Genomic DNA, 15,415 nt, shown 5'->3' with positions numbered 1-15,415 from the left:
TCCGTTACACACGGAACTGGGCCGCCTTCGCCTGAAGCGCCGCAAGCAACCCGGCAATTTTCAGGCTGGCACTGTCAGAGCGCCGGATGGCCTCAACCGTTGCCTCAGAGGAACGGGCGATATCCTCAACACTGCTGCGAACCCGTTCAGCCTGTTGCCCCTCCTGCTCCGCTACCGATGAAATGCTCAGAGCCTGCTCCTGCAAACGGCTGAGCAGCTGATTGATCTGCTCAAAGTGCTCATCCGCACGGCGGAAACCGGCAGAGGATTCCGTAATCTGTTGCGACACCGCACCAATCACCGATACCGCCTGTTTGCTGCCCTGCTGTAACCGTTCAATAATGGCTTCGATTTCTGTGGTGGAGGCCTGGGTTCGGCTCGCCAGAGTTCTTACTTCATCTGCCACTACCGCAAACCCACGACCTGATTCACCGGCCCTGGCGGCTTCAATCGCCGCGTTGAGAGCCAACAGATTGGTCTGCTCTGCAACACCCCCGATAACGGACAACACCGTGGTGATTTGTGTGCTTTGGTTGTCCAGTGCGCTGACCGCGTCCACCGCCTTTTGTACGTTTAACACCACGTCGTCAAGGCGCTTGAGAACGTCCCGGGAAATGGCCGCCGTCGCATCGCTTTCATTACTGACATCACGAACGGCACCGGCAACCTCCTGAATGTTCTCGGCCACACCAGTAATACTGCGGGACATGGCCCCCATGGTTTCAGATACGTCCGCCACTTCCTGCTGCTGTTTACTCACCGCGGCAACCGCATTCCGGCTGACTTCTCCCTGCTCCTTCGCCTCTCCAACGGCAGATTCCGCAGAGCTTTTGACATCAGATACCAGCTCCTGAATGCGGGCAATAAACCGGTTAACACCCCGGGCCATCTCCGTAAGCTCATCGTTACCCTTCAGGTTTACCCGGCGAGTCAGATCGGCTTCACCATCGGCAATACTTTCAATCGCCGAGTTCAGCCGCAGAACCCGGGGCAACACACCGACTCCCAGCACAGCAGCGATCAGAAGCAGAAGAACTATCATGGAGCTTATCGCCACAACCGTGAGGCTCGATGCAAGGCCTGATGCCTCCAGCCGCAGCGCGCTGACTGTCTGCTCAATGCGCGATTGTGTGTCTTTTCCCATATTTGCAAGCTGCTGCTGAAGCCGCTGGTTGACCTGCCCTGTTTCAGCCTCAAGTGTCTGTCTGGCGGTCTCTATGCTGGCTGTGAGGGTAGCGTTGAACTCCTTTTCGAGCTCCGCAAGATCACGATTGATGCCTTCCATTGACAAGCCCAGCTTCAACTGCCCGATGGCAGAGCCTTTGGGTTTTATATCGGCGGTGATAATGACAGTATTCGGATCGCGACTGGCCGCTTCCAGTACCCGGCTTGCCGCCCCGCGGCCTTCGCCCTGCTTCATCAATGTGACCACACGCTCATCGGTACGGTCGACATAGCGGGTCATGCGCTCACCGTACTGATCGAAATAGATGGCAAAGAGCACCGATTCCCGGGCGTCTGCCAGCTCCACAAGATCAGTCAGCCGGGGAATATCCCTGTCCCATATCAGCGGCGCGGCAACGGCCGCCAGAACGTTGGCCAGCCCCTGTGCTTCTGCCATGACGGCACTTCGCACATTTTTTGCCATCCGCTTCTGCTGATCACCTTGCTGCCGCGTAAGCTCCTCCGCCAACTCGCCAACGCTTTCTTCACGCATGGCCTGCAAACGCAGGCGCACGTCCTCCCGGGTATTTTCAAAGGATTCGCTGAGCTGGTCACTGCTTGCTTCAAGGGCTGAGCCTGCCGTGGTGATCAAACGCTCTACCTGCTCCGAGATCAGCCACTGGCTGATCACCACCTGCGCCAGGCCGGCAATAATCAGAACAATGAATACGGGACGGAACAGCCGGCTGGCGATCAGGTTTTTCAGAAAATGAGAGGCCATAAGAACTTCCCCAACATGTTATTCCGGCATCCGGATTATTTGTTATTTGGTTATTGAGATACTTCTTATAGCAAGTTGTACCAGAGCAAACGACAAAGGGGGGCTTCTTTATGTAGGGTTTTGTTGCGGATGTTTAAAATCAGGAGGGGGCTTTACCAACAGCGATGACCACACAGAGCATTGTGATCGATGCGTCAGGTGTCATCGTTATGTCGCCTGCCCGGGCTCCGGCCAGGGCTATGCTTCCGCCGTCGCACCCTGGGGAAACTCTCAAAACCCGGAACATCCTGTACATAGGTGCTTCGCCTGAGCAAAACATGGCCGTCGTCTATCTGCTCGACAACGCCTTTACGCAGCAACTCGTTCAGGATAACAGAGGGCGCAAACTCCGGATTAACAGCTTGCACGAGTTGGCTGAAGGTAGGTTCGCTCTGATTGTCTGTGCCCAGCAGAACCGGATGTTCATTCTCATCAAGAAAAGCAACGGCACTGATCCAGTGGCTCACCACTTCTCGACCGGGAGCAGACAATATGGTGCTTGCAAGCTCGGTGGGCTCCCAGCGATAGATGAACTCGGGCTGGCTACTGGAGGTCATTGTTTTCTCTCATTTGGCGTGGGTCATGCTGCCGGTATCCTCGTCAGCGGATACTACTCCAACCCATTGCAGCTCATCCAGTGCAGAGCGCGGCGACATACCACCACTGTACTTTTTTACCAGTTTACCAGCTTCACCAGCTCGCAAGAGGTCGCAGAATGTAAAACAGGGCCTTATGAAGCCACGCCCCGCTTTGCCGGAGCGTTAGTATTAGTACCCTTCCATCAGTTGCTGCAATTGTTGCCTGGTGCGCGCCAGTTCCTTGCGCATCGCCTGGACTTCGTCCAGCAGGTCCAGAGACATGGCCAGACCAGGCAAGTTCATTTTCAAATCTCTCTGTAATCGCCTGGCCTTGTGCAAACGGGCAAGAGCAGCCACATCGAACAGCCATTGGCGCGCTTCCTCAGCAGGCTCGACAGGCGCAATAATGCCGTAACTCACCAGTTTGATCACAAACTCTGCATGGCATTCACCCCGCTCGCACACTTCGTGAAGGGTAAAGGTGCTGCCGTCTGCGTCCGTGACTTCAAGGGTCAGGATACTGTCGTTCTCACTCATTCGTTACTCTCCCCTTCACAGATGGAGTTTGCTGCGTGGATCAAAACCTTTCTCGGCTTCGGCAAGCTGTTCATAGAGTTTTAGCGCCTCCGCAGAATGCTGTTCGGGCATCACGATCTGGATTATAACCATCTGGTCGCCCGGGTGCTTGCCTGGCAGCCCTTTACCCTTGAGGCGGAGCTTGCGTCCAGAAGATGAACCCTTGGGGACTTTCACATTCACTTTGGAGCCTACCGTAGGCACAGTGATTGTCGCACCCAGTGCGGCCTCCCAGGGTGTTACAGGAATCGTCACCACAATATCCCGGCCTTCCACGCTGAACAGCGGGTGCGGCGCCAGCTCTACCTCTATCAACAGGTCACCTGGCTCGCCACCACCAATCCCGGGAGAGCCCTGCCCCTTCAAACGCAGATGCTGCCCTTCGCGCATACCGGCGGGGATTTTTACTTTCAGGGTTTTCTGGCGCGCAACTATACGCCCGTGCTCGTCGGCCTCGTGGACGGTAAAGGAAACCTGCTTTTCGCATCCATTGAACACTTCTTCCAAAAACAGCGGCAACCGCGCGTGAACATCCTCACCGCGCATACGAACGCTTTGCCGGAAACCGCCAGCCCCTGCACCAAACTCACTGCCGGAAAACCCTCCGGCACCGCGCCTGCCACCGAAGATTTCTTCAAAGAAGTCACTGAATTGGCGCGCATCTGCCTCCGTATAGCCGCCACCGCCAAAGCCGGATGCACTCTGCCAGCCGGGAGGCGGCTGGAAAGAACCATCGGGCCGCGCACCGTATTTGCGCAACTGATCGTATTCCGCACGCTTTTCCGGATCTTTCAATACTTCGTAGGCCTCACCAAGGTCTTTGAATTTCTCACTGGCATCATCCTCTGTACTGACATCCGGGTGATATTTCCGGGCCAGCTTCCTGTAGGATTTTTTGATCTCCTCGGGGGAGGCAGACTCGCTCACACCGAGCACGGCGTAATAGTCTTTGAAGTCCATTGAACTCCTCGCATCTGGTCAAAGATTGTTTTCTGGTTATACATGATTGGCACTAACGGCGTAAATGCAAGCTCTGCATAGTACTTTCAAAGCTATAGTACTCTCAGCCGAGCCTCTCAGAACAAACTCAGCTCAAAACCACTACAGAGATCTGCTTTTTCAGTTTATCGCCGACTCGCGAGCGCGGCTGGAGAAAGCCACAGGCGATATAGGGGATTAACCGGGCTGAGATTCTGTATGGCGCCGGGCTATGATAGGGTCCCGCAGGTTCAAACCTTCCCCTGCCAAATTTACTTAGGAGAACTTCATGATCTGGACTGTGTACCTCTCTGGCGAAATTCACACTGACTGGCGTGAGCAGATTCAGGCTGGAGCAGAAGACGCCGGCTTGCCAGTAGAATTCACCGCGCCTGTTACCAATCACGAGGCCAGCGATGCAGCGGGCGATATGCTGGGCAAGCCGGAAGTCGCTTTCTGGCGCGACCACCAGTCGTCCAAGGTGAACGGTATTCGCACCAAAACGCTGCTTGAACAGTGTGACCTTGCGGTGATCCGGTTCGGCGACAAATACAAGCAGTGGAATGCGGCCTTTGACGCCGGTTTCTGTGCCGCTATGGGTACGCCCTACGTTACCCTGCACAACGAAGACATCATCCACCCGCTAAAGGAAGTAGACGCATCTGCCATGGCGTGGGCGCAGACTCCGGAACAGGTGGTTGAGATTCTCAAGTACGTTACAACTGCACAGTAAGCTTCCGATACTATCTGGCGAAGAGCGGCAGGCACTGCTGTTTCGCCAGATACCCATTATGAGTCCCAGCAACAGGCATGGTTAAACGTGTCTCCAGGCCACCAGTAAAAACACCGGGTAATCACCAGTTTCCCGCTTGATCGTGCTGGCAGATACCACTTCCACGTTTTCAAAGCCCGCCTGAGTGGCTGCCGAAACAATATCTTCCCGGTCGAATCCGAAATGGAACACCCCGGTATCTTCCGTATGGAAGGAGCCGTCTTCCTTGTCCAGATCGGCTATGGCAATAAAACCACCCGGTTTCACCATCTCATGGAAGCGGCAGAACATGGCATCTACATCCCGCACGTGGTGCATGGTCATGGAAGAAATAATGCCATCAAACCTGTGTTCCACGGTCTGCTTTTCCAGATCCAGTTCCTGAACTTCCAGCTCACAGGCCAGGCTGCCCTGCTTTTCCAAAAGCTGCCGGTTCATGGAGGGTGAGATATCCACCGCCGTGATTTTCCCGACATGGTGCGCAATCCGTTCCAGCAGCAACCCCGTTCCGGAACCAAAATCCAGCAGATGCATGGATGGCTCCAGCTTCACCTTGCCAAGGATTGCGTTAGCGATATTGGACACATTATCGACACGATCGGGGTTTTGTTCGTAGGTGTGCGCTTTGTGCGCGAAATAGTCTTTGCTCATGGATACCTCAGTCAACCTGAAAACTTGCAGACGCCAGTACTTCTGCTTTTGGCGGGTTCCGGCTGGCAATCCCCCGGAACTCTGCAATCCAGGGATGCTCACCGTGCTCTGCCTCAACAAATGTCGGACGAATGTTCTGATAGTAGAGCGTGGACTCCACTGTGAATCGGTGATCTGGTGGCAGGCCGTACAACTGATGCCTTCCCGGGCATGAGGGTCTGCCATGGCCTGGTCAGCCCGGTAACAGCCTTTATCATGACCGCATGAAGCGTCCTTTTCCAGGCTCACGCCAGTCTGGTGGGCATGGGCCCGGGCCATGGGGGTATGGCACGTCAGACAGGTGTCCTCAATAAAGCCGGCCAGATGCGGAAACGCTTCTGTCTCATGCTTCATGGTTGCGCGAAAGTAGGGATCGGTGAAGGCGTTGGCCATCACGCTGCTTTTCCAGTCAAAAAACGGGCTGATATCCTCGCCATCCGGTGATGGCTGGTTAGGGGATACCAGAAGATCAGGCATACGCATCACGGCAGGACTGTCGCCCTGCCTGCTCGTTGCATGCGCTGAGCAGAAAACTCAGGACAACCGGCGCAGCTATGGCGAGGTTTCCGAGGTGATAACCCCTCATACGAAATCTCCGAAAGGTTAAACAATGTAATGCTGCAACAGCGTAACGATTTATTTTGATGTCAAACAATAACTGCCGCTTTTCATTACAGTTAATTTGCAATGCATGACGATTCTGTCATACATTCGTAATATTGATAGTGTAAAAAATTATAAAAAAAGAAATCGCTGTCAACGAAAGCTATTAACCAATCAAGGACGCACCATGAAAAAACAGGCTCTCCTCGCAGCGATAGCAACCACTCTTGCCTTGCCGGGCGCGGCCACTGCCGCTACCGGGCTCAGCTTTGGTGATACCGTCAAGCTCAACAGCAATGGCGGTGCCAATAAAACCAAGATAGTACGGATGACCAATGGTCGACTGGTTTCCGTGTATGGTGATTATCTCGACCCCAACGAAAACACGGTTTACGACGTCAAAGAACAGGGTGAGCGACCGGCACGGGATATTTTCGCACGGTATTGCGATGCCGACTGCGATCAGGAAAGCAGCTGGTCAGAAGAAGTTAACCTCTCCAACACTGCTGCTAAGACTTCCATTAATACCGACTGGAATGGCTATACCATCACCATCGACGAAAATGGTGATATTTTAGAAACTACCCGAGAGCCTGAAGCTTTCCCGGGCGATTCAGACAAACCCAACATTTTCAACTCAGGCTCCCGCGTCGTGGTTTCCTGGGTAGATAAATACTGCGAGGGTGGCGACCAGCGCATGGTCAGCTATCGTTCCCTTGAAAACCGCGAAATTCCCTTCAGTTGCACCTATGCAGTGACCAGTTCAGATAACGGCACCACCTGGTCGGACGCCGTGCAACTCTCTTCTGGTGAGCGCGATGCCAAGCAGGATGTGAGCCGCGGTCTCGGAACCGGTGAGTGGGCACTCACCTGGCAGGAAGATCCTCGCGGCCTGCAACGGGGCGAAGCTGAAGGCCCGGGTGACGGTGCTTCCGGTGCGAACACCAGCCACGGAACCGATATCTGGTACAGCTACGCTCTTAAAGGTTGGGGCACCCAAGATGCAGGCATCTGGACAACGCCTGTTCGCGTCACCGACAACTACATAGACGGACAAGAGGCCGCCGGTAATTTCGATGTCATTAAAGACAGTTCCGGTGAGGACATCACCGCTTCCACAGGTTCTACAAGTGTTGACGGTTCTGAAATTGTGGAAGGCGGAAAAGCTGGCGCCTCCCGGGCCAACCTGGCGCTTCAATTCGGCGAACTGGATTCAACGCCACAGGTTATTCTCGCCTACGAAGAAACCAAAGGCTCCGATGGTCTGGATGAGGGAAAGTATGTCCGCTATCACACCTTCGACTGGAATAACCCTGAAGCTCAGGCCGGCTGTATCATCAGCAACCCTTTGCTGAATGCACGCCGCGTTCGCTTCGTTCCACAGAAAGAAGCAGGACCGGTCAGTGGTATGCGCCTGGGCATTTTCTGGAAAGAAGGTGAGTTCACCCAGGGTGGCCCCTCAGACATCATGTTGCGCAAAGGCATCGTAAATGGTGGTAACGGCTTCTCACCCGCTGAAATGGTACCGGCTGTTGACGCCAACTGTGCGGTTTCAGACTATGCCTCTGCCAGGGCCCTGAACAACGCGCCCGCATTGAACATGAGCAGTCAGGCAGAAATTGCCCAGGCTACAACCGATGCGGACATTGCCAACTCGACACTTTCTGATGACACCAACCAGGTTGTGGAAGAAAGTGCCAACGCACACCGTGGGCTGCTGCGGGGCGATGACCTCTACATCGGTTACACCTACACGCCCGTTCTGGCGGAATTGCTTTACACCAACACCAAAAACTACAACTTTTACTTGCGCCACTATAATGGAGCAACCGGTGAATGGTCGGCGCCAGAAAACAAGAGCAACGAAACCGATACCACCATCAACGTGCGTGAGCCCCGCCTGGTTGGCACACCGGGAAGCACGCCCGCCTGCGCGACGAATCCTGAGGAATGTCAGGACAAAACCAAGTTCTACCTTGCCTGGGGCAAGCAGACCAACGTCTCTGCGTGGAGTGATAATGCCACCAGTGAACTCGATCTCTATGCCACTCGTGTCGAGGACAAAGGGGCTTACCTAACGCCGATTGTTACCTTCGCGGGTGAAGCTGATGGCGTTGAAACATTCGAATCGCAGATCCGCATGACTCCGGCAGGCAATCGACTGTTTACAGTCTGGAACCAGATCGAGGGTGACGAAACCCATGCGATGTACCGTGAATCAACCGTAGTCGAGCTGCCCGACGACGTTGTAGAAACCAACGAAGGCGACGGCACGCTTGTCGGCTGCAGCTACAGCCCGGGTGCTCCATTTGACCCGACACTGCTTCTGCTGACGGCGCTGGCTATCGGTGGCCTGACAGTACGGAACCTGAAAGCCCGGTCATAAAACCGATCGGTAATAACATAAACCCCGGTTCTGGTATCAGGCCGGGTTTTTTGTTGGGGTCAGGAAAACAGATACCAACCCGGGAATAAAGCAGCGTTGTAAGCTGCATGAAGAATCACACAAGGCAGCAGCGAGCCGTGACGCTCCCGGAAGTAGCCGAACACCAGGGCCGGGACAAAGACCAGCCAGGCCAGCAGATCGGTTCGGTAAACCAGGTGCCAGGCCGTAAACAGAAGCGCCGCGAGCAGATTAGCGAAAGAGAGGCCTGCGAGGTGGCGTTTACCAAATGCTGTTTCGCCAAGAAAGCCCTGCACGATGCCGCGAAAGGCCAACTCCTCGATCACCGGAGCCCAGAGAATAAGGGAAACCAGTGGCATCCAGCCAGCATCCAGCCAGGCATTCCCGCCAGCTAAAGCGCCAACAGCCACACTCAGACAACAGCCGGTGATTACCGCCAATATAAACTGCCAATCCGCGAACAGCCACTCAGGGAGCGTTAATCCTAACTGCTGCTTAAGAGAAGTGCTTTCATGCATGGGTGGGAAGGCCTTGTCCTGCAGATAGTCAAACTCAGCATACTAGTGGATCTGCAACGGGAAAGTCAGATGCTTCGAGCAGGAGGGGGCTTTGCATAATATAAAAAGCCCCGGCAAATTTCGCCGGGGCTCCAGGTTATGCACTAACAGGCTTAGTGCAGGGTTTGCTTACGACGGTTGCGGATAACCAGTCCACCGAGTGCCGCCAGTACCACAAGCGGCAATGTCGGATCGAACGGTGCACCCGGGCTGTAGCTACAGCCGAAGAGCGTGCCGCCGCCTTTTTCGCTGTTTGTGTCAGTGTCAGTGTCTGGGTCAGTGCCTGGATCAGTGGGCTCTTCCACAACTGGAGGGTCTATTCTCACAGTGATCAGAGCGCTGGCTTTCTTCCCGTTCACATCAACCGTATAGATAAAGCGATCAATTATTGACTCTTCATCTTTGAACGTCAGGTTCGACGCCGGAGTATAAACCACCTTATTGTCTGAAACCGTTGCGGTGCCAGACACAGGGCCACCAGCTTCTTCAGTCGCCGGAACAGTCACTGAGGCGGTGCCCGCTGGCAAATCATCGTTGCCTAACACATCGATGGTTACCGGGGTATCGCTGAACGTTACTGCTGAGTCATTTTTAGCGATCGGTGTTTCAGTTCCCGGGTATGGAACAACTTGCACAGTGACCGTCGCAGTGTTTGATTCAGTATCTGTGCCGTACTCATCGTCATCAGCTTTTGCATCGGTAACCTTCACCAAATAAGTGAACGTATCCGGCCCTGTAACGCCGTCATTCGCCTCGTAGGTTGCTATCCCATCGGTGATTGTGACAGTTCCGTTTGCCGGGCCCGTGACAACCTCATACGCCGCAGTAACATCACCGGCGCCAATCCGCTGGCTCAGAAGTTTGCCATTCAGCAGGTCGTTCTCCAACAGGTTGATGTCCACCGGAACAACCCCGACGGTCGTCGCTGAGTCGTTCAGTGCTTCCGGAGCTGGTCTTGGGACTCGGTATGAGAGGAGGTCCGGAGCCGTATTCTTACCATCAGAATCAATCCAGGCCGGCGTCTCGTTACCACGGCTCGTGGAGGAAAGTCCTTCCGAAGCTGTCGATATGGCGGTTACCCGCAACGTGATGTTTTCGTATTTGGGAGCACCATTTTCGTCCAGAATGCCATCACCAATGTAGATAAAGGTATCCATATTCTGGGTAGCCAGGTCATCTGCCAGAACAGAGGCATACCCCTTTTTATCAGCTTCTTCTGTCGTGGTGCCCAGCAGCCTTTCAGCCCATTCCTCTAGCTGATCGTTACCCACCACTCCAAAAGGAGCGACGCCCTCTGCTTCACCACCGGCCTGCCCGTACCGCCAGTTTTCACCATCCCACCAGGCTTCGAACGCATCCGATTCACCATCGGGGTCACCCCCGTCATAACGGGCGATAACAATAGGCGCTATTGAATCAGACAGCATATAACCGAATACGCCCTGAGTAACGAACGTGGTTCCTGCAGCCTGCGTATCCGCCATGCTGAAAACGTTCGGGGTAATCGCGCCATAGGCATCGGTTTCAGAGTTGTATTCAGAACCACTGTAGAGCAGCACCGCTTTGTCTGAACCATTGCCCGCACTCTGCGGTGGGAAAAGACCTGCAGCCTGATCGGAGAAGAAGCCAGGGTCAAAACGCTCCCGAGAACCATCATCAAAGCCCTTGGGCGAGAATGTTGAGAAACGGTCAGGATTCCAGACTGCTATATCCGGGGCGCCGGTTTCCCCTTCAAAAAACTCCCGCGGCACGGCTTCACGCAGTTCAAACGCAACACCGTCTTCTGCGAAATTGAAAGGGGTGAAATTATTCCCGATACCGTGGCCGAGCTCCATTTTAATGCCGACCCAGCGCTCATCCGAGTTGTTCACAACCTTCTGGATTACACGGTAGATACGGCCAATGCCATACTCTTCCTTAAAGGCGGCCAGCTCTTCACCACCATCCTCTTCGGGGTTTTTCACACCCTTGTAGCGAATGTCCTTTTTACCTACCTCAAACACCATATCCACCGGTGTATCGGCATCCCGGATTTCCAGGAAATAACGCTTGGAACTACTATTTGGATCGCTGCAGGTTTTGGGAACGAGCGTGCCCAGTTTTTCATCCACGCGCATACCCGAGGACATAATGCAGTTATTGGTTGGGGTATCAAGATCGTCCGTTACAACCTGGATACCGGGCGGGCGACCGCTGCCGTCATCCAGTTCCCAGTAGACTGCCGCCGGGCTGTTCGCCCACAACTCGCCTTCAATATCCTCGACATCGTCGGCTGGATCAGCATTATTTAACGTTGCTAACGCAGCTTCCGCACTCTGGCGAGCCAGTTCACTGGGGTAAAACTGGGTCCGCGCAGAGGCACCAGAGTAGCCGTCAACACCGGGTTGAACCGTCACCGTATTGGTCTCGGTTTTCCAGCGTGTCAGCTGTGGCACTGGCAAATCAGTGTAAGTATTGGGAGTTGGATTGGGTTCTTGAGCAAGTGCAGCTCCAGAGAGCGCGCCTGCCATCAGAAAACTGGTGAGAAAAATTTGTGGTTTTTTACGAGCGTAGGGACCGTGCCCTGCAGTGGGCTGAAAAGCCACACGAGAACCTGACTTCCATAACATACAACTACTTCCTTTTTTAAATCTTGCACTTAGCGTAACACCCTCAGAAAGGGGTTTGCCGCAGAACCGAGGATGGTACATTTAATATAGGCAAACTGCGACTTAACTTAGATCAAGTTTCGTGATTAAAATTGTCTAATCAGGCCATTTTTACTCCCCCCACTTTTTCTCCCCCCAGGTTCTGACTGAACCCAGAGTCGCACGTGTGACAAGCACGGAATGACGGAATGAATGTTACAGTCACTTATTACCGGCAAGTAACAATCTGCGATAAGGTGCTCATACAAATGCTCTTAATGAATGCGACACGTTGTCGTACTGACACATAAATCAAGGATTACACTAAGCCGCCAATATCTTTGACGATAAAGGAGTCAATATGACTGACCATATGCCAGACGATTTATCCGCCGCCGGCCGGGACTTGCGCGCTTATACCGATGAGTTGCGCCCCAGGCATCCGGTGGTAAGGAATTCGATGGGTGAATGGGTGCTTCTGCGGCACGAGGATGTTCTTGCCGCAGCTCTGGATCACCAGCGCTTCTCCAGCCAGGTCTCTCGTTTCCTGCAAGTGCCGAACGGTCTCGATGGAGAAGAACACACCCGTTTCCGGGAGGTGATTGAGCGACACCTCAGCCATGATGCGTTGGAACCTTTCATACCCGCCTTCAAACGCGTCGCCTCGCAACTGGTGGCGGCGTTACCCCGAGGTGTTGTGCTGGACGCGGTGAACGACATTGGCGCGGTATTCGCAGTACGCGCCCAGTGCGCCTGGCTGGGGTGGCCGGCAGAACTGGAGCCACGGCTGCTGGCCTGGATGAAGGAAAATCACGCGGCCACCCGCTCCGGCGACAGCGCCTGGACGGCGGATGTGGCCGAGCAGTTTGATGAGATCATCCGCTCGGTAATCCAGCCGCGACGCGAAGCCGGGGACGACGCACCTGACGACCTGACCACAAAGCTATGCCGCGAGACAGTGAATGGGCGCCAACTGACAGAAGCGGAACTGGTTTCAATCCTGCGCAACTGGACGGGCGGCGACCTGGGCTCCATCGCACTGTGTGTCGGCGTGCTCCTGGCTCACATAGCCGGGCAACCAGACCTGGCGGAAAAAATACGAACGGCGCCGGACAGTGAGGCGGAAGCAATTATTGATGAGGTACTTCGCCTGGATGATCCGTTCGTTTCCAATCGCCGCGTAACCACCTGCCCCGTTCACATTGGCGGGCGGGATATCCCGAGTGGCGCGAGGGTTAAGTTGAACTGGACATCCGCTAACCGCGATGAGGCGGTTTTTGATAACAACCGGTTCGATCCGCAGGGCAACGCAGGCAACAATCTTGTATACGGTGCCGGCAAGCATGTCTGCCCGGGCCGCCTGCTGGCCACCTGGGAGCTGCGTATCGCATTACAGACGCTGCTCGCGTCTGTACGAACAATTGAGCTGGTATCTGACCAGCCGCCTGAGCGCGAAGTGGCCCCCGTGGGCGGGTATCATCGGGTGCCCGTAGTACTAACATAGGCCCCTGCGCCCTCGCCCTGGCCGGTGGTTTGCTCACACAGAGAGGGCACCTGCGTAACCATCCAGTCTACGGTTGAACTGAGTTCAACGGGATTGACAGAAAGGTTGGTAAACCGGCTTGCATCGAGCGCTTGCGGCGGTTCGCGGGTCTGGTCTCAAAGCACGAACAGCAGTGCAGCTGAAACCAGAGTTGCGGTAACAATTGGAAATTTCATTCGGGCCCCGTTCAGTTATGTTCCGGCGGAGTCCAGACCGGGACATCCTCGGGCTTCGGCACTTCCCATTCCCGGTGCATGGTGTTGCTTAGCGCCTCTTCAAGCTTCATGAACAGCTCGCCATAGCGCGGGCTGAAGTTAATACCTTCCTCGATTTCCTTCCATGCCTCAAATAACTCTTTTTCATGGGCGCGCTCGTTTTCAACAAAGGCCCAGGTCATCTGTTTTGCCCGCATTGGATGCACACCCATCGCCGTGAGGGCATGGCCACCAAGCTCCAAAGCGGAATAATACGTCTCGCTCACCACATCGTCTGCGCCCGCTTGTCGTAGCTGATAGCTGTGACCACGATCAAAGGCACGTGCCAGCACCCAGACTCCCGGGAAAAACTCTTTCACATGCTTGACCATCTTCACGGTGCGATCCCGATCATCAATCGCCACAACTAACAGGCGGGCCTGGCCAATACCTGCCTTTTCCAGCAGGTCGGAGCGGCTGGCATCGCCAAAAAAGCTCTTGATGTTGATCTGGCGGACGTTTTCAATCTGCTCGAGTTCGTGGTCCAGTACCACAATGGGAACATTATTGGCCCGCAACAAACGGCAGACAATCTGCCCAAAACGACCCGCACCCGCGACAATCACCGGTGCCTGTTCATCGATGGTGTCAGCTGCCCGTTCATCGTTACTGGAACGCCGGTACCGTGGCAGCACAATGCGATCATAAACGATAAACAACAGGGGCGTGAGGAACATGGAGAGCGCAACAACCAGCGAGAGCATCTGCGAGATGTCTGGCGGTATCACACTGTTTTGTTCACTGTAGGTGAGCAACACGAAGCCAAATTCACCCGCTTGTGCCAGCCCCAGGGTAAACAGCCAGCCGTTGCTGCTACGGATACCAAACATCTGCGCAAGAGCAAGCAGGATCAGCGCCTTGATCGCAATTACGGCTATACCCAGAGAAACGACGGTGCCCCACTCTGCCACCAGCACCTCAAAGTTGATTCCAGCCCCCACAGTGATAAAGAACAGGCCCAGCAGCAGCCCCTTGAACGGCTCTATGTTGGCTTCCAGCTCATGACGGAACTCACTGTTGGCCAGCACCACACCGGCCAGAAAAGCACCAAGGGCAGGCGAAAGATTTATAACGCTCATGAGGGCAGCGATACCGATAACCAGCATCAGTGCCGTAGCGGTGAACACCTCCCGCAGTCCGGATTTCACCACATAACGGAACAACGGACGGCTTAGGTAATAGCCGCCAATAATGACCAAAGCGACGGCACCCACAACAACCAGAGCATGAGCCCAGCCCGGAAGGCCGGCTACCAGGCTCAGGCCGGCATCGACTTCTGAGGAGGAGCCGGAGCCTCCCTTCAGGCCCGGCAACGCCAAAAGCGGAATCAAGGCAAGCATGGGGATTACCGCGATGTCCTGGAACAGCAATACGGAAAACGCATTGCGCCCGCCTTCCGTCTTCGACAAGCCCTTTTCATCCAGGGTCTGCAACACTATGGCTGTCGACGACACCGCGAAAATCAGGCCAACCGCCAGCGCTGTCTGCCACTGAAGCCCAAGCCACCAGGCTACGGCCATTCCGGCTGCCGCCGTCAGAACCACCTGCAGACCACCTAGCCCCAAAAGGCGAACTCTCATGGCCCAAAGTGCCTTCGGGTCGATTTCCATGCCAATCAGGAACAGCATCATGACAACACCAAACTCCGCAAAATGCTGAATGGTGCTGGTTTCCTGCCCCACAAGGCCCAAGACGGGTCCGATCACCACGCCGGCAACCAGATAACCCAGCACGGAACCCAGGCCAAAACGCTTTGCCAATGGCACTGCGATCACGGCGGCCAGAAGATAAATGAAGGCCTGAATAAAATAGGTGGTCATAGGGATGCGAGCTCAAAGGATCCAGAGGT

General features: G+C 54.8%; 11 protein-coding genes. 3 read left to right on the top strand and 8 right to left on the bottom strand.

What is annotated here, in order from left to right; all coding sequences use genetic code 11:
* Nucleotides 1-4: 4 nt before the first annotated feature.
* The 4 genes from CDH48_RS01225 to CDH48_RS01210 form a co-directional block, all read right to left on the bottom strand.
* Nucleotides 5-1,945 carry a methyl-accepting chemotaxis protein gene (locus CDH48_RS01225; RefSeq protein WP_100686883.1) on the bottom strand — a complete coding sequence of 647 codons (1,941 nt, stop codon included), beginning with the start codon at nt 1,943-1,945 and terminating at the stop codon, nt 5-7.
* 194 nt (nt 1,946-2,139) lie between these two features.
* Complete coding sequence (locus CDH48_RS01220; protein WP_100686882.1) at nt 2,140-2,541, bottom strand: hypothetical protein; 402 nt, start codon at nt 2,539-2,541, stop codon at nt 2,140-2,142.
* A gap of 210 nt (nt 2,542-2,751) precedes the next feature.
* Entirely contained in the window at nt 2,752-3,099 is a 348-nt protein-coding gene (locus tag CDH48_RS01215) for a chaperone modulator CbpM (protein ID WP_100686881.1), read from the bottom strand.
* Nucleotides 3,100-3,114: 15 nt separating this feature from the next.
* On the bottom strand, nt 3,115-4,098 hold the full coding sequence (locus CDH48_RS01210; RefSeq protein ID WP_100686880.1) for a DnaJ C-terminal domain-containing protein: 984 nt from the start codon (nt 4,096-4,098) through the stop codon (nt 3,115-3,117).
* Nucleotides 4,099-4,405: 307 nt separating this feature from the next.
* On the opposite strand from CDH48_RS01210, the gene CDH48_RS01205 reads away from it, so the two are divergent.
* Nucleotides 4,406-4,849, top strand: coding sequence for a YtoQ family protein (locus CDH48_RS01205; protein WP_100686879.1), 444 nt, complete (start codon nt 4,406-4,408; stop codon nt 4,847-4,849).
* Between the two features lie 81 nt (nt 4,850-4,930).
* Here the strand turns inward: CDH48_RS01205 and CDH48_RS19300 are convergent, their stop codons facing one another.
* Entirely contained in the window at nt 4,931-6,055 is a 1,125-nt protein-coding gene (locus CDH48_RS19300) for a class I SAM-dependent methyltransferase (RefSeq protein WP_227520870.1), read from the bottom strand.
* Nucleotides 6,056-6,368: 313 nt separating this feature from the next.
* On the opposite strand from CDH48_RS19300, the gene CDH48_RS01195 reads away from it, so the two are divergent.
* Entirely contained in the window at nt 6,369-8,567 is a 2,199-nt protein-coding gene (locus tag CDH48_RS01195; RefSeq protein ID WP_100686878.1) for a choice-of-anchor O protein, read from the top strand.
* A gap of 59 nt (nt 8,568-8,626) precedes the next feature.
* On the opposite strand, the gene mrtJ is transcribed toward CDH48_RS01195, so the two are convergent.
* Nucleotides 8,627-9,103: a JDVT-CTERM system glutamic-type intramembrane protease MrtJ gene (mrtJ, locus tag CDH48_RS01190; RefSeq protein WP_100686877.1), complete on the bottom strand. Its 477-nt coding sequence runs from the start codon at nt 9,101-9,103 to the stop codon at nt 8,627-8,629.
* 152 nt (nt 9,104-9,255) lie between these two features.
* Nucleotides 9,256-11,577, bottom strand: coding sequence for a choice-of-anchor F family protein (locus CDH48_RS01185; RefSeq protein WP_198515455.1), 2,322 nt, complete (start codon nt 11,575-11,577; stop codon nt 9,256-9,258).
* Nucleotides 11,578-12,130: 553 nt separating this feature from the next.
* Between CDH48_RS01185 and CDH48_RS01180 the strand changes: the two genes are divergently transcribed.
* Nucleotides 12,131-13,273, top strand: coding sequence for a cytochrome P450 (locus tag CDH48_RS01180; protein WP_100686876.1), 1,143 nt, complete (start codon nt 12,131-12,133; stop codon nt 13,271-13,273).
* A 226-nt stretch (nt 13,274-13,499) separates the two neighbouring features.
* Here the strand turns inward: CDH48_RS01180 and CDH48_RS01175 are convergent, their stop codons facing one another.
* Nucleotides 13,500-15,386 (bottom strand): monovalent cation:proton antiporter-2 (CPA2) family protein, encoded by a 1,887-nt coding sequence (locus CDH48_RS01175; protein WP_100686875.1) that lies wholly within the window; start codon nt 15,384-15,386, stop codon nt 13,500-13,502.
* Nucleotides 15,387-15,415: the final 29 nt, after the last annotated feature.

The sequence above is a fragment of the Marinobacter aromaticivorans genome (assembly GCF_002806975.1).
GTDB classification, from domain to species: domain Bacteria; phylum Pseudomonadota; class Gammaproteobacteria; order Pseudomonadales; family Oleiphilaceae; genus Marinobacter; species Marinobacter aromaticivorans.
The sequence above is the reverse complement of the archived record's forward strand: the minus strand, read 5'-3'. Positions and strand labels throughout refer to the sequence as shown.